Source organism: Roseburia sp. OF03-24, assembly GCF_003463035.1.
GTDB lineage: Bacteria > Bacillota > Clostridia > Lachnospirales > Lachnospiraceae > Roseburia > Roseburia rectibacter.
The window spans coordinates 25,914-45,276 of record NZ_QSCK01000021.1 but is presented as its reverse complement, the minus strand read 5'-3'; the positions used below and the strand labels follow the sequence as shown (position 1 = coordinate 45,276).

18 protein-coding genes are annotated in these 19,363 nt (G+C 40.9%); 4 read left to right on the top strand and 14 right to left on the bottom strand.

What is annotated here, in order from left to right:
* Nucleotides 1–25 precede the first annotated feature (25 nt).
* The 8 genes from DXA60_RS11755 to DXA60_RS11720 all read right to left on the bottom strand — a co-directional run bounded on the left by DXA60_RS11755 (nucleotide 26) and on the right by DXA60_RS11720 (nucleotide 8,630).
* The gene (locus tag DXA60_RS11755) at nucleotides 26–1,333 is read right to left on the bottom strand and encodes a pyrimidine-nucleoside phosphorylase (RefSeq protein ID WP_199536219.1); all 1,308 of its coding nucleotides are present in this window, start codon (nucleotides 1,331–1,333) and stop codon (nucleotides 26–28) included.
* Nucleotides 1,320–2,009 (bottom strand): nucleotidyltransferase family protein, encoded by a 690-nt coding sequence (locus tag DXA60_RS11750; protein ID WP_278336443.1) that lies wholly within the window; start codon nucleotides 2,007–2,009, stop codon nucleotides 1,320–1,322. The genes DXA60_RS11755 and DXA60_RS11750 overlap by 14 nt, the downstream gene beginning before the upstream one ends.
* Nucleotides 2,010–2,028: 19 nt before the next feature.
* Nucleotides 2,029–4,332, bottom strand: coding sequence for a xanthine dehydrogenase family protein molybdopterin-binding subunit (locus tag DXA60_RS11745; RefSeq protein WP_117921423.1), 2,304 nt, complete (start codon nucleotides 4,330–4,332; stop codon nucleotides 2,029–2,031).
* Nucleotides 4,329–4,793: a (2Fe-2S)-binding protein gene (locus DXA60_RS11740; RefSeq protein ID WP_117921421.1), complete on the bottom strand. Its 465-nt coding sequence runs from the start codon at nucleotides 4,791–4,793 to the stop codon at nucleotides 4,329–4,331. The genes DXA60_RS11745 and DXA60_RS11740 overlap by 4 nt, the downstream gene beginning before the upstream one ends.
* Before the next feature lie 80 nt (nucleotides 4,794–4,873).
* Nucleotides 4,874–5,692: an FAD binding domain-containing protein gene (locus DXA60_RS11735; RefSeq protein ID WP_117921419.1), complete on the bottom strand. Its 819-nt coding sequence runs from the start codon at nucleotides 5,690–5,692 to the stop codon at nucleotides 4,874–4,876.
* A gap of 136 nt (nucleotides 5,693–5,828) precedes the next feature.
* Nucleotides 5,829–6,563, bottom strand: coding sequence for a CAP domain-containing protein (locus DXA60_RS11730; protein WP_199536218.1), 735 nt, complete (start codon nucleotides 6,561–6,563; stop codon nucleotides 5,829–5,831).
* Between the two features lie 156 nt (nucleotides 6,564–6,719).
* A complete protein-coding gene (locus DXA60_RS11725; protein ID WP_117921415.1) occupies nucleotides 6,720–7,358 on the bottom strand; it encodes an endonuclease III domain-containing protein in 639 nt (212 codons plus the stop codon).
* A gap of 66 nt (nucleotides 7,359–7,424) precedes the next feature.
* Entirely contained in the window at nucleotides 7,425–8,630 is a 1,206-nt protein-coding gene (locus DXA60_RS11720) for a chloride channel protein (RefSeq protein WP_117921485.1), read from the bottom strand.
* A gap of 166 nt (nucleotides 8,631–8,796) precedes the next feature.
* Here DXA60_RS11720 and DXA60_RS11715 point away from each other — a divergent pair, with 166 nt between their 5' ends.
* Entirely contained in the window at nucleotides 8,797–10,323 is a 1,527-nt protein-coding gene (locus DXA60_RS11715; RefSeq protein ID WP_117921483.1) for a sodium/proline symporter, read from the top strand.
* A gap of 58 nt (nucleotides 10,324–10,381) precedes the next feature.
* Here the strand turns inward: DXA60_RS11715 and DXA60_RS11710 are convergent, their stop codons facing one another.
* Both DXA60_RS11710 and rlmH read right to left on the bottom strand, forming a co-directional pair.
* Nucleotides 10,382–11,905, bottom strand: a complete 1,524-nt coding sequence (locus DXA60_RS11710; protein ID WP_117921413.1) for a glycoside hydrolase family 43 protein — start codon at nucleotides 11,903–11,905, stop codon at nucleotides 10,382–10,384.
* Nucleotides 11,906–11,972: 67 nt separating this feature from the next.
* Nucleotides 11,973–12,464, bottom strand: coding sequence for a 23S rRNA (pseudouridine(1915)-N(3))-methyltransferase RlmH (gene rlmH / locus DXA60_RS11705; RefSeq protein WP_117921411.1), 492 nt, complete (start codon nucleotides 12,462–12,464; stop codon nucleotides 11,973–11,975).
* 159 nt (nucleotides 12,465–12,623) lie between these two features.
* On the opposite strand from rlmH, the gene DXA60_RS11700 reads away from it, so the two are divergent.
* Together DXA60_RS11700 and DXA60_RS11695 are read left to right on the top strand one after the other, a co-directional pair.
* Complete coding sequence (locus DXA60_RS11700) at nucleotides 12,624–13,151, top strand: hypothetical protein (RefSeq protein ID WP_241070674.1); 528 nt, start codon at nucleotides 12,624–12,626, stop codon at nucleotides 13,149–13,151.
* 65 nt (nucleotides 13,152–13,216) lie between these two features.
* Nucleotides 13,217–13,795 carry a xanthine phosphoribosyltransferase gene (locus tag DXA60_RS11695; RefSeq protein ID WP_117921407.1) on the top strand — a complete coding sequence of 193 codons (579 nt, stop codon included), beginning with the start codon at nucleotides 13,217–13,219 and terminating at the stop codon, nucleotides 13,793–13,795.
* A gap of 79 nt (nucleotides 13,796–13,874) precedes the next feature.
* Here DXA60_RS11695 and DXA60_RS11690 read toward each other — a convergent pair whose 3' ends face one another.
* From DXA60_RS11690 to DXA60_RS11675, 4 genes are all read right to left on the bottom strand, one after another.
* Nucleotides 13,875–14,840, bottom strand: coding sequence for a glycoside hydrolase family 43 protein (locus DXA60_RS11690; protein ID WP_117921405.1), 966 nt, complete (start codon nucleotides 14,838–14,840; stop codon nucleotides 13,875–13,877).
* A 48-nt stretch (nucleotides 14,841–14,888) separates the two neighbouring features.
* On the bottom strand, nucleotides 14,889–15,725 hold the full coding sequence (locus DXA60_RS11685; RefSeq protein WP_117921403.1) for a carbohydrate ABC transporter permease: 837 nt from the start codon (nucleotides 15,723–15,725) through the stop codon (nucleotides 14,889–14,891).
* Between the two features lie 13 nt (nucleotides 15,726–15,738).
* Nucleotides 15,739–16,626 carry a carbohydrate ABC transporter permease gene (locus DXA60_RS11680; protein ID WP_117921402.1) on the bottom strand — a complete coding sequence of 296 codons (888 nt, stop codon included), beginning with the start codon at nucleotides 16,624–16,626 and terminating at the stop codon, nucleotides 15,739–15,741.
* An 84-nt stretch (nucleotides 16,627–16,710) separates the two neighbouring features.
* Nucleotides 16,711–18,087 carry an ABC transporter substrate-binding protein gene (locus DXA60_RS11675; protein WP_117921399.1) on the bottom strand — a complete coding sequence of 459 codons (1,377 nt, stop codon included), beginning with the start codon at nucleotides 18,085–18,087 and terminating at the stop codon, nucleotides 16,711–16,713.
* Nucleotides 18,088–18,503: 416 nt separating this feature from the next.
* Here DXA60_RS11675 and DXA60_RS11670 point away from each other — a divergent pair, with 416 nt between their 5' ends.
* Nucleotides 18,504–19,361: a helix-turn-helix transcriptional regulator gene (locus DXA60_RS11670; protein ID WP_117921398.1), complete on the top strand. Its 858-nt coding sequence runs from the start codon at nucleotides 18,504–18,506 to the stop codon at nucleotides 19,359–19,361.
* Nucleotides 19,362–19,363 lie beyond the last annotated feature (2 nt).

The window sequence follows — 19,363 nt, the reverse complement described above, 5'->3', positions numbered from 1 at the left end:
TATGAAGGAAAAAAAGATCTTATTCTCATTCGTAAATATATTCTTTTACAACTGGCTGCATTTCTTTTGGTTCATTTGAAATTTCATATGCGTGCAGTACTTTTTCGGCAGCAGTATTCATTTTTGCACGGTCATTCGCATAGATAACAGCCAGAGTATCACCGGTATTTACCTGATCGCCATTTTTCTTTTTTAAATAAATACCGACGGAAAGATCTATCTTACTGTCCTTTGTCTCACGTCCGCCACCGAGAGTCATACAGGCAATACCGATATTCTCTGCCAGAATACGGTGCACATATCCGCTGCATTCTGCTTTGACGTCGATCGAATATGCCGTTTCCGGAAATTTTGTGGTATCGTAAACATAAGATACATCACCGCCCTGGGCTTTTACAAACTCAGCCAGTTTATCAAGTGCGGCTCCGCTGTCAATGCTGTCTTGCATGAGTTTTACAGCCTCCTCATGGGAACCGGCACGCTCTGCAAAAAGCAGCATCTGCGCTCCAAGTGCAAAGACTACTTCTTTAAAATCGGAAGGTCCATGGCCTTTTAAAGTATCGATCGCCTCGATCACTTCGATGGCATTTCCGATAGCGTTTCCAAGTGGCTGATCCATATCGGTAATGACTGCTGCTGTCTTTTTTCCTGCCATTGTTCCGATTGATACCATCTCTTTTGCAAGTGCAACGGAATCTTCATATTTCTTCATGAATGCACCATTGCCGGTCTTAACATCAAGTACGATCGCATCACTGCCGGAGGCTAATTTTTTACTCATAATGGAACTTGCGATCAGTGACATCTGATCGACGGTAGCTGTGACATCCCGCAATGCGTACAACTTTTTATCTGCCGGTGCAAGGTTTGCAGTCTGGCCTGCGATCGCAATACCGATCTCACGGACATTTTTAAAAAAAGTTTCTTCCGGGAGCGCAGTCGTAAATCCCGGAAAACTCTCAAGTTTGTCAATCGTTCCGCCGGTATGACCAAGCCCTCTTCCGGACATTTTTGCAACCGGAACTCCAAGTGATGCAACGATCGGTGTCAGGGCAAGCGATGTTTTATCGCCCACACCGCCGGTACTGTGTTTGTCAACTTTGATACCGGGAATAGAGGAAAGATCAAGTACATCCCCGCTGTCACGCATAGCAAGCGTCAGATCAACTGTTTCACGTTTACTCATTCCCTGAAAACAGATTGCCATTGTCATTGCAGACATCTGATAATCGGGAATTGTACCATCTGTAAATCCCCCTATCATAAAACGGATCTCTTCTGTGGTCAGTTCCATACCAAGTTTTTTCTTTTCAATCAGGTCATACATTCTCATGTGCATAATCCTCCCTTGTATCAATATCAACAAAAAATTCCGGCATTTCAACCGGATAAGTGAAAACATCGTCCGGATGGGAACAGATGATCTTTTTACCACCACATTCTCCGGTCAGCCTAAGCAGCTCTGCACGGTAGTTTTCAGCAAAAAGATTCGGACTGCGTAAAATGCCCTCACAGGATAATGCTCCGATTCCTTTTTTACTTTCTATAAAATCATTTAGAAAATCAAGCAGTATTTCAGCCTTTACATAAGGCTGATCTGCCTGAAAAAACATATCATAAGAAAATGAATCGCCCCCGTTTTTCATAGGAGAATCTATCACTGCCTTTACCCCTTTTCGGATGCTTGAGGCAATCCCATCATTTTCTTCTCCCTGGTTGCGTACAATTATATAATCTTTTGGTATATTCTGACCATGTACAGTATGTTCTTTTTTTGTCAAATGATCCTGTTCGTCTTTAGTATTTTTTCTGCTGTTTTCCAATATTTCCTTACACAGTTCCTCAATCCTGTCATATGCAGTCACAACAATGAGCCTGCATGGATAACTACACATTTTCTGCAGACGAACCAGTTCCGTCAGTCCATGCAAAAACAATGGTTTCCCATGAAATTCCGTGAGCAGTTTATTGCTGCCGAAACGTCTCGCATATCCGGCAGCAAGATAGATCAGATTTATCTGTTCCGTATCAGATCACCTGCATTCCTTTTAAGATTTTCTCCGGAGTGATCGGCAGCTCATTGATCCAGACGCCGGTTGCGTTATAAACTGCATCTGCGATCGCCGGGGCCGGTGTATTGATGACGATCTCACCGATGGATTTTGCACCAAAAGGACCAGTCGGTTCATAGCTGCTGTCAAATTCCACACGGATACGGTCTGTATCCAGACGGCTTGGTACTTTATACTGCATAAAGGAATTGGAAAGATTTTTCCCGCGTTCATCGTACCAGATATCCTCGTACAGTGTCATGCCGATTCCCTGCAAAAGTCCTCCTTCTGTCTGTACCCTTGCAAGATTGGTATTTACGACAGTTCCACAGTCAACACAGGCGGTATAGTCTAACAACTCAATCGCGCCTGTTTCCGGGTCAACCTCGACTTCGGCGCAGGCTGCCATAAATGGTGGCGGTGATACCGGGGAGCTGTGTGAATAAGTAACCTCCATTGATATCTCATTATTGCACATGGACGCGGTTGCAATGTCAAAAAGGCTCATTTTAGAACCGTCTGATTCATCGATGACATTTTCTCCATCAAAAGTAAGTGCAGAAGCATCTTTATTCATACGGGCTGCTGCAAGTGCAATAATGTGTTCTCTCAACTGTTCACATGCCTTTACTGCTGCCATTCCGGTCAGATAAGTTGTACTGGATGCATAAGAACCGGAATCATATGGGGAAATATCAGTATCTACGCCGTAGACAGATATATTATCGATCGTTGTTTCTAACACATCTGCCGCAAACTGGGCAATGATCGTATCACATCCGGTACCCATATCAGTACAACCGACTGTAATATGATACGTTCCCTCATCGCTTAATTTTACCGTGACAGAACCTACATCACAGTTTGAAATGGAAGATCCCTGCATCGCCATTGCAACTCCGCGTGCCCGGATCTTTCCATCCGGCATCACAGTACGCATGCCTTTTTCTTTCCATCCGATCATATCGGACGCTTTTAACAGACATTCTTCTAAACGGCAGCTATTTGCGGTCTCACCATAATATGCAGGCATTACATCCCCTTCATGGATCATGTTTTTCTGACGAAGTACGATCGGGTCCATAGAAAGTTTATCGGCTAATTTATTGACCGTGGACTCGACTGCAAAAATACCCTGTGTTGCACCGTAACCACGATAAGCTCCTGCAGACATGCGGTTCGTATAGACAACCTCATATTGAAAACGGAATGCTTCTGTATGATACATTGGAATGGATTTATGTCCGCTTAATCCTACGGTAGTCGGACCATGTTCACCAAATGCTCCGGTATTAGACAGCGTATGCATATCAATGGCACGGATCGTTCCATCGGACATTGCACCCAGACGAACTCTTACTTCCATCTCATGACGCGGTGAAGATGCGATCATGGATTCTTCTCTGGTGTAGATCATTTTTGCCGGTTTGCCGGTCTTTAAGGTTACGATCGCCGGATATACTTCTGTGACAACCGTCTGTTTTGCACCAAAACCTCCACCGATACGAGGTTTGATGACACGGACTTTTGCCTTGGAAATATCAAGTGCATTTGCAACGATCCTTCTTACATGGAAAGGAATCTGTGTGGAACTGAGCACGATCAGACGTCCATAGGTATCCATATATGTACAGGTACGGAAAGTTTCCATCATACTCTGCTGCATGGCTTTGACATGATAAGTTTCGTCTAACACAATATCACAGTCTGCAATGACAGCATCCACATCTCCTTCACCATCTACGCCGGACGCGCAGAGATTTCGTTTGTTGTCAGCACCAACCGGACAGAGTGACTTCCAGTCATCCTCCGGATGAACTAAAATAGGATTATCCATTGCCGTATGGAAATCTAAAACAGCATCTAAAACCTCATAGGTCACTTTGATCCGCTTTAATGCCATATCAACCGCTTTTTCTGTTTCTCCGGCAACGATCGCAACCGGATCACCAACAAAACGGACACGTTCTTCTAATATGTATCTGTCATATGGACTTGGTTCCGGATATGTCTGCCCTGCCATGGTAAAACGACGTTTTGGAACATCCTTGTAGGTCAGCACACAGACGATACCGTCTATTTTTTCAGCAAGATCTGTGCGGATTTCTTTGATCAGTGCGTGTGCATGCGGACTTCTGAGTACCTTTACGATCAGACAGTCTTTTGGCGCTACATCATCCATATAAACTGGTTTTCCAGTCACAAGCGCCATTGCATCTTTTTTCATTACGGGAGCATTGACAAATTTTCCCGGTTTTCTTAAATTCGTACTGCTATTCATGCCATTTCCCCCATTTTAAATTTCAGGTATTCTTTAACTGAACGAAGCTGGCTCTCGTATCCGCTGCATCTGCAGAGATTTCCGGCAAGGTATTCTTTCATATCCTCCTCAGTCGGATTGTCTAACTCGTCCTCCATCGCAAGTACATTCATGATAAATCCCGGATTACAGAAACCACACTGTTCTCCACCCTGTTTTGCAAGGTAAGTACCAAATTCTCTTGCGCGTTCTTCCACACCTTCTAAGGTGGTGATATGTGTACCGTCTGCCCTTGCTGCCAATACGGAACAGGAAAGCACCGGTTTGTGGTCAATCCATACGGTACACAGACCACAGTTAGATGTTTCACAGCCTCTTTTTACGCTGTAACAGCCCTCAGACCGGACAAATTCCAAAAGCGGCAGATCTGCTGCGATCTCACGCGTGATCTCACGCTCATTCAACCATACATGTATTTTCATCCTATTATTTGTTCTCCATTTCTGATATTATCTTTTTATCATCAAAGACTTTCATACCTTTTTGACACCAGAGCCTGTCTTTATTCTCCAAAAGAACAGATTGCCCTGCGGATCAGCACGCCTGCAACATGTTTCCTGTAATCGGCACCGGCTCTGCGGTTGCTCCCATAGGTAAACTGATCTGCGCACCAGATGGCAAGTTCTTTGACCAGTGTCTCATCTTTTTCAAATCCCTTCGGAAACTGTTTTCCAAAACCATCCGGTTTCGCGGAGCTAAGTGGCAGTTCTATCAATCCAGCATGAACCGGTCTTGCCCCGATACTCACATGCAGACTGTCATCATATTCAGACACCGCACATGCAATCACCGGGAAATCAGTAGCTGTATTACGCTGGCTTAAATAGGCGATACGGATCGGCTTTTTTGCCACATGAAGTGCAATTAAAATATCGTTGTCATATGGCATATCAACAAAATCTTTTAAGGGAACCATACCTGCATGATACAGTTCGACCTGCGTATCCATTGCAAGAAATACCGTCAGCACATCGGAAAAGCCGAAACGCCCGAAAATACTGCCTCCAACCGTTGCACAGTTGCGGAACTGTACGCCGACAATATGGCGGACACTCTCACGAATCGCTCCGTTGGTATATGCGGCAAGTCCCACATGTTTTTCTATTTCACGTAAGGATGTCATGGCACCGATAACAAACTCTGTTTCCGTCTCAGTGATCTTATCAAGTCCAAGTCCCGACAGATCGATCGCTGTTGAAATCCTGCGGTCACCGATCTTCATCCAGACACCACCGGCGATAATCTTATTATTTTTTTTCTGATTCAGCTCATATGCTTCTTCTAAACTTTCTACCTTACGGTATTCATTGATCGTTAACATTGATTCCTCCTATGTGTACGCATAAAAAAGCGCTACCTATATTATACTGTACGGAAGTACCTGCGTCAAACAGGAATACGGGATTACAACAAAATAATGAGGTACTGAAATATCCAGTACCTCATCAATCATTCTTTTAATAAGTAAACAGTTGCGTCCAGTAAGGTGTTCCCTGCCCATTGGTACGGTAGCCGACACCAAGTTTTTTAAAGTTCGGGTTTAAAATATTTGCGCGGTGCCCCTCACTGTTCATCCATGCATTCATAACAGTTTCCGGTGTTTTCTGTCCCCATGCGATATTTTCTCCGGCTCCGCGGTAGGTAATGCCAAGATCTGTGATCGCTGTTCCAAAAGTTCTTCCATCCGGTCTTGTGTGGGAAAATGATTTTTCAATCTCTATGGAACGTGTTGCTGCGGCTACTGCTACCGTATCATCCCAAATCAGTTCATTTAGTCCGGCTTTTTTCCGCTCTGCATTGACCAGCTTTAAAACCTGTTTTACGTAAGAAATTTCCGCAAGATCCTCTTTTGGCTGTTCATCGCCGGATGTGTTGCCACCCGGCTGATTTTCTTCAGGTTTCTCCGGCGTATCCGGCTTTTCTGGTGTACCAGGTGTCTGATCGTCTTTGTCGTCTTCTGGTATTTCCGGTGTACATTCTCCCGGCAGGACGATTGCCGGAAATCGGTCGCATATTTTTTTTAATAAGTCATTGACAGAATCTGCCTCAAAAGAATTCCACTGATCGGCAGCACAGTCTTTTTCAAAAACCGAGATATTCACACGGTTTGCGGATGCTGCTTCTACCGGTGCAGACACACTCAGTGTAATTCCAAGTGCTGCTGTAAATGCCAATAATATCTGTTTCTTCATGATAATCCTCCATTTTGCTGTCATTTCATAAATGTAATGTAACAGTTTGATATGTTACGTATTTGTTTTAAAACTATTACATTTTTGTTACAAGCAGAAGAATATCATAATTCATAACCGTATCCAACCGGTAACATCTGGCATTTCTGGTAATTTTTACTCTACTCCCGCCTTTTTGCAGATATCATTCAGGCAGCAACGGTCACAAAATGGTTTTGTCCGTGCTGTACATACCTCACGTCCATGATATACAAAGCGGTGGCACAGATCACTGCCCTCCTCCGGCGGAATGATCTTCCAGAGTTCCATCTCTACTTTTTTCGGTTCTTTGATGCCATCCACAAGACCGATGCGGTTTGAAAGACGGATACAGTGCGTGTCAGTTACGATCGCAGGTTTTCCGAATACATCTCCCATGATCAGGTTTGCACTCTTTCTTCCCACACCCGGAAGTTTTAAAAGTGCGTCAAAATCATCTGGTACATTTCCACCATACTGCTCCCATAAAATCTTCATACAGGCACTGATATCTTTTGCCTTGCTCTTTCCGAGACCGCAGGGTCTTACAATTTCTTCGATCTCTTCCACCGGTGCATCGGCAAGTGCTTTTACATCCGAAAATTTTTCATATAATTTTTCCACGACGACATTTACTCTTGCGTCGGTACACTGTGCCGCTAAACGGACACTGACTAAAAGTTTCCACGCCTGATCATAGGTAAGACTGCATCCGGCATCCGGGTATTCTTTTTTCAGACGTTCGATCACTTCTTTGGCAAGTTCTTTTTTTCTCATGATGCTCCTCACTTTTATCGTTAAAACTTCTTTTATTTTACCATAAAACACTGCATTTAAACAACTTTATCCATTCACTTCCTGCGCCCCGTAAATAGACTTATTTCCATTTACCAGATATGCAATCATACACACGATAAAAAATGGAATCATATCATTGCTTCCAAACACTTCGAGTCCGATCAGAACCGGCGCAAAAAGTGTGTTTGTTGCACCCGCAAATACCGCTGCATATCCAAGCGCTGCGCAATGAACCGGAGAAAATCCAAGGATTTCTCCCAAAACGATACCAAGGGATGCACCGATAGAAAATAAAGGTGTGACTTCCCCTCCCTGAAATCCGATTGCAAGAGTTAAGACCGTGAGAAGCAATTTTAAGATCCAGTCATAAGCATAAATATTCCCATCTGAAAATGCAGCAGAGATCAGATTTGTCCCCAGTCCGCTGTATCTCCCATTGTAAAGCAATAGCAAAATCAATGCTAACGGAATCGATATCACACTGATCCTGACATATGGATTCTTCAGATTTTCTCCCAAAAATTTTTTTAACTGTGCAAGAAGAAACGAAAATAACATGCCTGTCAGTCCGAAAATAATTCCAAGTACAACAAGCCGGACTGCGATACTGCCATCTGATATTTTAACCGCGTCCTGAAGTGGTACATAAAATTTTTCCAGTCCCAGCATATGTGAAGTAAATGCTGCTGTGTAAGATGCTATCAGTGCCGGCAGCAGTGCATGATACTGCATTTTTCCTGCAACGATCACTTCCATGGAAAAGAATACTGCGGCAAGCGGCGTCTGAAATAAACCGCCAAAGCCTGCCGCCATACCAGTGATCAGCATAATCCGGCTGTCTTTCGGAAGATGAAATCTGTGCCCCAGTGCATGTGATAACGTTGCACCGATCTGTACAGCGACACCCTCGCGGCCGGCACTTCCTCCAAATAAATGTGTGATCCACGTTCCAGACATGACCAATGGAATCAGAACCAGTGGGATATCCTCTCTTTTCTTCTGTCCGGTTTCAAAAACGAGTGTCATTCCCTTTAAACTTGTTTCGCTGAAACGATAATAAAGCCAGGTGATCAAAAGACCTGCAAGCGGCAGAAACGGTATCAGAAACAGATAATGCTCCATCCGGAAATCAGAGATTGCAAGCAGTCCTCTGCCAAATACGGCATCAATGATTCCAACCAGCACACCGGTCAAAACGGCAAGTGATACATATTTCAAAAATAAAATAAATGATTGTAATTTTTTCTCCATAAATTTTGTTCCCTTCATTTAACTTTCACTATCATCCTACGAATACAAAAGCATGTCAACAAAAAAGTTTTACATTACAACTTTATTGTGATACAGTATTGCAGTAATGTTTTATTCAGGATATACCAGCAAAAATTTTTACAAACAGACAAAGGAGAGTTTTGTTATGACAGGACAAACGATAGGGTTGCTGCTCGTCATGATCATTTATCTGATCCTGATGGTGGGGATCGGTGTGATCTATTCGAAAAAGAACAATGATGTATCTGACTTTTATTTAGGTGGCCGGAAATTAGGACCGATCGTAACGGCAATGAGTGCGGAGGCTTCTGATATGAGCAGCTGGCTTCTGATGGGACTGCCGGGTGTTGCCTATCTTTCCGGTTGTGCCGAAGCAGGCTGGACAGCGATCGGACTTGCGATCGGTACTTATCTTAACTGGCTGATTGTTGCAAAACGTCTGCGCCGTTACACGCACAAGGCAAATAATTCCATCACACTTCCTGCTTTCTTTGAAAACAGATACCGTGACAAAAGTCATGCACTGATGGCGATCTCTGCTATTATGATCGTTATTTTCTTTGTACCATACACTGCTTCCGGATTTGCCGCATGTGGAAAATTATTTTCTACGCTGTTTGGGATATCCTATCTTCCGGCAATGATCGTCAGTGCCATCGTTATTGTTTTATATACCACGCTTGGCGGATTTCTTGCTGCAAGCATGACTGACCTGATCCAGAGTATTATTATGACGATCGCACTTTTGATCGTCGTATTTTTCGGTATTCACACAGCCGGTGGGCTGGATGCAGTTATCACAAATGCAAAATCCATGAGTGGATATTTAAGCCTGACTTCCTCTTATGATCCTGCAACCGGTGTGTCTGTGCCATATAAGGGACTGACGATCGCATCCACGCTTGCCTGGGGACTTGGATATTTTGGTATGCCTCATATTCTGCTTCGTTTTATGGGAATCGAGGATGAAAACAAATTAAAAACTTCCAGAAGAATTGCATCCGTATGGGTTGTTATTTCCATGTTCGTAGCTATATTTATCGGTATCATCGGTTCTGCAATGACAAAATCAGGTGCTCTTGAATTATTTGAAACTTCCTCACAGTCAGAAACTCTGATCGTAAGGACAGCTGTTCTTTTAAGCGATCACGGCGTTTTGACTGTTATTATGGCTGGTCTGATTCTTGCCGGAATCCTTGCAAGTACCATGTCAACATCAGATTCCCAGCTTTTAGCCGCATCCTCATGTGTTTCACAAAACCTTTTCTGTGACTGCATGGGACTAAAGCTGTCAAAAAAATCCTCCATGCTCATGGCAAGACTTACGGTTGTCGTGATCGCTGTTATTGGTGTTTTCCTTGCAAGAAATCCGGATAGTTCGGTATTCCGTATCGTCTCTTTTGCATGGGCTGGATTTGGTGCAACCTTTGGTGCCGTTATGCTGTTTTCCTTATTCTGGAAACGCACGAATCGGAATGGCGCACTTGCAGGTATGATCGTTGGCGGTGTTATGGTGTTCGTATGGAAATACCTGATCGCTCCGCTTGGAGGGCTGTTTGGAATTTATGAACTGCTTCCGGCATTCATATGTTCCGCATTTGCGATTGTTGTTGTCAGTCTTTTGACTGCACCACCTTCACAGGAAATCACTGATGAATTTGAGAGCGTATAATGAAATCTTCATAAAAAATAGTCCGGGCTTTTAGATCAATAAGCTCGGACTATTTTCATTATCTGTCTGTTCCTTGTTTCCAGTATAAATTTGTAAACTGGGCTTTCTGTTTCTGATCCTCATTTGGATTGACTGCATACATGCCCATCACAACTCCGGTAAATCCTCCTGCAACTTCTGAGGATAAGTATTTTGTACGCGCACTTCCAAGCAAAATTTCCTCTTCATTTATGAATCCATAAAAATGATACTGCGCTGCATCAGATACCACTTTTAAAATAATCTGTGCATCTTCCGGCAGTTCTATTTCTTTTGCTGTCATAACCGCATCTCCGATCCGCAGACGCAGGATCAATGTACGCTTTTTCTCTTTGCACAAAACAGCAAGATCATAATGATGTTCCTCTGACAGATAAAATGTGATGCCTGCTTCGGGAGAATTGCCGGTAAGTGAAACGGTAAGTTCTGTATCAAACTCCGACTGACGGACTCCTAAAAATGTTGGTGACTCAGTATCATTTAGTGTAAAACGGTTACCAAAAAGTGTCACACTGTTTTCAGTAAATTCATAACATTCCGGATGATATTCACGTAGATGACAAAAACGCTGCGGTTCGTTTTTTATTGTTTCAAAAGAAACATCATACCGTCCATTTATCTTCTGTTCTGAAGCTTTTAATGGCAGATCCATCACAGTCTGCACTGTTCCGTCCACACCTGCCGTAAACCATCCGTTCTTATCCCAGGTAACAGGAACCAAAAACACTTCACGTCCTAAATGATGGAACGGCATCCAGTCACTCTGGATACGGAATCCAAGACATACCATAAAAGTTTCTCCATATGGCGTCTCTATGAGATCACCATGACCGATTCCCTGTATATGATTTTCATTACCACCCAGATTCCGGTTGGTAAGTACCGGATTTTTGGCATACGCTTCAAATGGTCCATAAGGATCTTTTGACCTTGCATAAGTTACCATATGGCCATATTCCGTACCACCTTCTGCAACCATGAGATAATACCAGTCCCCAAAATGATACATATGCGGTGATTCAATATAACGGCCGCCGCTTCCCTTCCAGATCGGTCTGCTTTCTGTCAGACGTTTTCCGGTTGTGATATCGATCTCACACTGGAAAATACAGCCTCTTCCATCTGATTCATCCGTTCCATTGCTGATAAAATAAACTTTGTCTCCTTCAAAATACAAAGACGGATCAATACCGCCCTGATCCACAAAAACGGGATCCGACCATTCGCTGTAGATATCGTCTGTATAGACATAAAAATTTTTCTGATAGGTATTGTTGTTGGTAACCATATAGAACCGTCCGTTATGGAAGCGGATCGTCGGTGCGAACACCCCGCCGGAACCGGGAACCTGATATAAATTGACCTGGCTTTTTCTGGTAAGGCAATGGCCGATCGGTTTCCAGTTTAACAGATCATCGCTTTCAAATAATGGAACCCCCGGAAAATATTCAAACGAACTGCAGGCAAGATAATATTTGCCGTTTGCACTGCAGATACTTGGATCCGGGTAAAACCCCCGGACAACTGGATTTTGTACTTTCATGTTTACCTCTCCTTTGACAGCAGTTTAGGGCAGGCTGCTCATTTCAAAGACACTCCCGCTGACTGCATTATTTATGATACGGTTCGCCATTCATAATCCGGTAACTGCGGTAAATCTGCTCTAGCAGAACCACACGCATAAGCTGATGCGGAAACGTCATTTTCGAAAAACTGAGTTTAAAATCAGCACGTTTTAGCAGGTTTTCAGACATACCGAGCGATCCGCCGATCAGAAAAATGATCTGGCTGATCCCGAAAGTTCCGAGATTTTCAATCTTTTTCGATAACTCCACGGAATCTAACTCCTTACCATCGATTGCAAGGGCAAAGATATATGCACCCTCTTTTGCTTCTTTATCGAGACGCGTCAGGATACGCTCTGCTTCTTTTTCTCTGATCTGGTTTTCTACCGTATCACTTGCATTTTCCGGTGTCTTTTCGTCAGCGACTTCTATGATGTCTAATTTACAGTAACGGCTTAATCGTTTGCTGTATTCTGCAATTGCATCCCTGTAAAACTTTTCTTTGATCTTTCCTACACATAAAATTGTAACTTTCATAGTTCCTCACATAGTTTTATTTATGCTCTCCACGGAATTATGCTGCGAACTCATTTATCCTTATTCTAGCAAATCCGCTTGCATGCATCTACATTATAATTTATACTAAAACTACTTGAAAAACAATAGATGTTCATTCATCTGGAAATGAGGAAAATTATGTCACAGGAACCATTTGATATCAGCAACAATGCAGCCGAGAGCAACTTAGCACCGTCTCACGCATATGTATCAAAGAAAACAAAAAAAGAAGATGTCACATCCACTGCATATACATTTACGATCGTAAGTGTCGTTGGATTTATTCTTCTGATCTTATTCGGACTCGATCTGCTTCCTTTTCAAAGTGCTGCTTACTCTAAAACAATGATCCTTATTGTTATGGGTGTGATGTTTGCTATTTTTCTTTTTGTCGGCATACATTCATTTATGGAATTAAAATCTCTTTCAAACGCCGCTGACCGTGAGGAACAGCAGTTTGAAGAAATCTGTCAGTGGTTTTTAGATACATATACGGCAGAAAAAATCAATGCAGATGCCGGTATCTCAGATGAATCTGAAGAGCAGAATTATTTTTTGCGTTATGAAATCATGAAGGGATTGCTTCTTGAAAAATATCCGCAGACGAATGCCTCACTTATTGATCACATCATAGAAACAATTTATGATAAAATATTTTTGGCATAGTGCTTTTTTCTGTCAGATATATGTGTTATAATGGATAAAATATTTGAATATATGAGGTGGCTATTGTGAAAATACTTGAAGAGAAGATTCTTTCTGAAGGAATTGCAGTCAATGAAGATATTTTAAAGGTAGACAGTTTTGTAAACCATCAGGTAGATCCTATTTTGATGCAGCAGATCGGTGAGGCATTTGCCGAACATTATAAAGATTGCGGGGTAACAAAAGTTGTAACGATCGAAAGTTCCGGTATTGCTCCGGCTCTTATGACAGCACTGGCACTGAATGTTCCAATGATCATTTTGAAGAAACAGCCTTCTAAGGTATTAAATGATAATCTGTTTCAGACAGTAATCACTTCTTTTACCAAGGGGACAAGCTATGAACTGACCTTATCCCAGCAGTTTATCAATGAAAATGACCATGTATTGATCGTGGATGATTTTCTTGCAAACGGCGAAGCTGCAACAGGAGCAATCCGCCTGCTGCGCAAAGCACATGCAACGATCGCCGGAGTCGGTATCCTGATTGAAAAATCATTCCAGCCGGGACGCGGAAAATTAATGGAACAGGGCATTGATGTATACTCTCTCGCCCGCATCAGTAAACTTGGAAAAGATCTGATTGAATTTATTCCGGAAGAATAATAGAAAATATAAATAGCGGTAAGAAAATATGCCATCAGGCTTTTTTCTTACCGCTATATTTAAATAGAAGAGAATCTACTTATGGTTTTATAGTCTGAATCGTTCCGTCCTCATTATATTGAAGTTCACAGTATTTCACACAGCGCATACTGTTAACTCCTCCGGACAACTCACAGTCATGATAAAAAAGATACCATTTTTCACCAACCTGTACGATGGAATGATGTGTTGTCCAGCCGAGTACCGGTTCTAAAATTACACCTTTGTACTGAAATGGTCCCATAGGATCGTCTCCGACAGCATAAACAATTTTATGTGTAGTTCCTGTCGAATAGGAAAAATAATATTTTCCCTGATATTTGTGCATCCATGGTCCTTCAAAATATCTCCGGTCTTCGTCTCCTGCTTTTAAAGGCTCTCCATTTTCATCTAAAATGACAATTTCTTTTACATCTTCTGCAAAGCCAAGCATATCATCTCTTAATCTCGCAACTCTTGGTCCAACTGCATTTTCATCCGGATCTGGTTCTGTGGCATTTTCATCAAATACTCCGGTTTTCCATTTTTCCAGTTGTCCGCCCCATAAGCCGCCAAAATAAATATATGCCTCATTATCATCATCTACCAGTACAGCAGGATCTATGCTGAAACTTCCTTCTATATAATTTTTCTCCGGGATAAATTTTCCGGCAGGTTTATCGGATACTGCAACACCGATACGGAAAATGCCTTCCTTATCACGTGCCGGGAAAAACAGATAATATTTTCCATTTTTATATGCCGCATCCGGTGCCCACATTTGTTTTGATACCCATGGAACTTCATCCATATGCAATACTTCACCACAGTCAACACATTCACTGTCTACATTATCCATACAGAGAATGTGATAATCTTCCATATTATACTGGTCTCCATTGTCATTGTCTTCACATTCATGCTGCAGATCGTGTGAAGGATAAATATAAATTTTTCCTTCAAATACATGTGCAGATGGATCTGCAGTATAAATATTTTTTACCAGTGGTTGTTTTTGTTTTGCCATTCTTTTTCTCCTTCAAATCTTTTTATGATCATTTATATCATGCTAACATCAGCCTTTTACAGCACCCGCAGTCAATCCGTCTACGATCTGGTTGCTAAAACAGCAGTAAACAATGATTGTCGGCAGGATCGCAATGATAATCGCAGCAAACATCTGTGTATAATTTGTATTATAAGGTCCTACAAACTTGGATAATGCTACCGGCAGTGTTTTTTTTGCGTCATCTGAGATAAATACCATTGCTAAAAGAAGTTCATTCCAGTTCCCGACGAATGCCATCAATGCTGTTACAAAAATACCTGTTTTGGATAATGGCAATGCAATGGATGTAAATATTTTATAAATAGAGCATCCATCTATGCAGGCAGCCTCACACATTTCATTTGGCATATTTTTGAAAAATCCTGTCATAATAAAAATTGTTGTAGGCAGTGATACTACGGTATAAGGTATGATCAAACCAAGCAGACTGTTATATAAATGTATATTTGAAAATGTTTTAAATAATGGTATTAAAATACAGTGGATCGGAACCATCATTCCGATCAGGAAATATGTCATAACTGCACCGGATATTTTAAAACGCAGTCTTCCGAGTGCAAAACTTGCCATACAGCCTATGATAATATTAAGGATTAATGCGGTAACACATACAATAGCTGAATTTAAGGTTGCAATACCAAGTTTTCCGGCAGTCCATGCAAAAATAAAGTTTCCAAGCTGTATTTCTTCGGGCAATGCAAATGGACTTTTAAAAATTTCTGTATTCGTTTTCAGCGAAACAAAAAACATCCATACCAATGGTGCTAAATAAAGAAAAGCCATCAATACAAGAAATATATATATCACGATTTTCCATGCCAGTGCTTTTTTATTTCCTTTCATGTAAATTTCCCCCTTACATTTCATAGTTTTCTACTTTTACAAACTTATTAATGAAAAATGTAACCAACAGACATAAAATTAAAAGCACAACACCGATCGCACTTGCATATCCGTATTTAAAATATTTAAATCCCTGCGTATAAAGATGTGTTGCAAGAACTTCCGTCTGATGATTTGGTCCGGCTTCTGTCATATTAAAGATCAGATCAAAGAATTTTAATGCGCCAATGCAGTTTAAGGACATTGCAATCGCCATCATTGGACGGATTAATGGAATGGTAACATACCAGAAAGCTTTTCTTTTAGTTGCTCCGTCGATATAGGCAGCTTCATAAAGTGATTTATCGATTCCTGATATCTGTGCCATATAAAGCATCATAGATTGTCCTACATACTGCCACAATGCAACAAATGCGATCACTTTCATCGGAAGTGTAATATATCCGCTGACATCCATCAGCCAGAGTGGTCCTTCTATTCCCCATGTTGCAAGAACCTGATTGATACCAAGTTTTGGTGTAAAAATAAACATCCATAACAGTCCGAGTGCTGCTGATGAAAGTACACATGGCAGATAATATATATTCTTAAAAAGGTTTCTTCCTTTTTTTATATTCGTAAGTAATGCTGCTAAAAAAAGACCAACAACAAGTTGTGATACTACGGAAAAAATCATAAAAAATATTGAATTTTTCAATGCAATCTGCATGGTTGTATCTTTCGTAAACAATTTAATATAATTTCCAAATCCGATAAATTCGGGTTTCGATAACGCATCCCAATCACAGAGAGAATAATAAATCGACTGGCAGATTGGTATAAATAATACCAGGGTAAAGAGAATTATTCCCGGTGCAAGAAACAGACAGATGGCTTTTTTATCCCGTAATAGTTTATCCATAAAATTTCCCCCATCAACACATTCATTCTATTTGTGAACACGGGATCCATAACAGATCCCGTGTTCAGGTACTTCAGCTATACATTATTTATTCCAGACATTTTCCTTATAAAAATCTTCAATGATCTGTAATCCATCTTCTACTGAATTGTTTCCAAGATAAATAGAAACCATTGCATCATCAAATGTTGAACCGGCTTCTGTGGAAGCAAGTGATTCATTATAGAATCCAAATGTTCCGGTTGCTTTTGCAAAGATATCCATCACATACTTTAACTGCTTTGGAGCTTTATCATAATCAATATCAACATTGGTAACCGGAATCTTTCCACCGATCTCTGCTGTATATTTCTGTGCAGTCTCATCAGTAAAATATTTCATTAATGCAATACATGCATCCGGATGCTCCGTAGTAGAGCTCATTGCAAGGCTGTCTGTTTTTGCAATGATACGGTTTGGATCGTTACCGCCTTCAATGGCCGGGAACTGGAATACACCGCATTTTTCTTCAAAATCAGGATTGGAACCATTGATCTGTGCGATTGCCCAGGAACCCTGAATTAAGATCGCAGCCTCACCATTATAAAAGTTTGCAGTTGCAACATCATTTGTATCTCCTGCTGCTGTTGGCTGGAAATATTTTGATAACTCAAGCATTTTATTTGCTGCATCCTGGAACGGCTGATCAAGCCAGCTTGCATTACCTGCTGCAATTGCATCAAGATCTGCATTTTCTCTGTCGCAGAGATATCCACACAACATTGATAAACACCATGCTGTTCCTGCACTGATCGTAATCGGAGTATAACCTTTTGACTGAAGTGTCTCACATGCTGCAAGAAGATCATCGTATGTTTCCGGAACATCTACACCGGCATCTGCAAACATTTCTGTGTTATAAAATACACATGCTGCTGCAAGATTGGTAGGTACTGCGTAAATTTTTCCGTCATAAGTCTGTTTATCAAATACACCACCGTTAAACGTATCGTACCATCCGTCTTCATGCAAATAATCTGTAAGATCAGCCGCAACCCCCGGCTCCACATAATCTGTAAGATTTGGTCCAGGTGAAACAATAAATACATCCGGTGTCTGATTGGAAGCAACTAATGCATTTAATTTTGTATAGTATTCTTCCAGATTTGTTGTGATCACATTACAGTGATAAACCCCTTCATAATCTTTGTTGAATCTGTCGATGACATCTTTATAACCCAATGTGATAAGATCTTCCGTTGCCTCCATGTCATCCCAGAACATCCAGGTAATCTCTTCTACATCCCCGTCTGTTTTTGTAGTGCTCTCCTCTTTCTGGTCTGTTTTTTCAGCAGCTGCAACTCCTGATTCAGACGAAGCATTTGTGTTTACCCCGGTATCAGTAGATACTCCACAACCTGCTATCGTTCCCATTGCCATCAATAAGGAAAGACCTGTTGCTAAAACTTTTTTTAACTTCATATGTAACCCCCTTCTTTCACCTGTCAGATATTCTAACTGTGTGAATTGATTTATTTGACAATCTTATCTTATTTCTTACTTGTTTTATTCTCTATACAATAATTGCTTTTTCATAATCAATTCTTGCTTTTTTTGTATTTAATTCAAAGTACAAATTGCATAATTTGGTAGTATTTTTCAAAATATTATTATATTTTTTGTGCACATTTCCTTTTTTATAAAATGATATTGTTTTTAAAATTGATATATTGTATATATATCTTAAGAAACAGCAATAGATTTTCGATTAATAAAATGCAATATTTCGTAATGAAATTTATATTTTTATATCAATTTAAAAAATACATATAATCTGATTTATGCAGAACATGGCAAAAAATAATTCTAAGGAAGTTTACATAGAAAAGGAGATTTGAATGATAAAATATTTAGATGGTGTTCGTGAAACAGTTGGATTTGAAAATAACTCATCCCTTATGCTTTTTGATAATACTGATTATGAAGAATATCCGGTTCATTGGCATACACCCATCGAGCTGATCATGCCAACAGAAGGAACATATGATGTAGACTGCAATCAGATTCCATTTCATATGCGCAAAGGAGACATTATTGTTATTATTCCGGGTACTCTGCACCATATGAAAGCCTGTCATGGGCGACGAATTATTTTTCAGGTTGATATGAACAGTGGAAAACCATTTGAAGAGTTTACTGCATTTCTGCCTTTTTTACAGCCGGCTGTTTTGATCACTCCGGAGGAGGCTCCTGCCATTCACGAGGAAGCTATGTCTCTTATGTTTGGAATCAGAGATGAATATCTCTCTGATACACCGTTATATGAGACGTCTGTTTATGCAAAATTTTTACAGCTTATCGTTTTGATTGGCAGACAGATTGCAAGTACCCCGGCAAAATTTGCTGACACAAAACCAACAAAACAAAAAGAGTATATTGATAAATTTATCAGTATTTGTCAATATATCAACCAGCATTGTACAGAAGATATTACCTTAGAACAGGTTGCTGCTTTAGCAGGATTTTCAAAATATCATTTCAGCAGATTGTTTAAAGAATTTACAAATATTTCTTTTTATAAATACCTGAACAACCAGCGGATTTCATATGCTGAAAAACTTCTGTTAGATCCCAATATAAATATAACCGAAGTGGCCATTCACTCCGGTTATAATAGTATTTCCGCGTTTATGCGGATGTTTAAAATTATAAAAAATTGTACTCCAACAGAGTTTCGGAACATGTATCAGTCCTGATA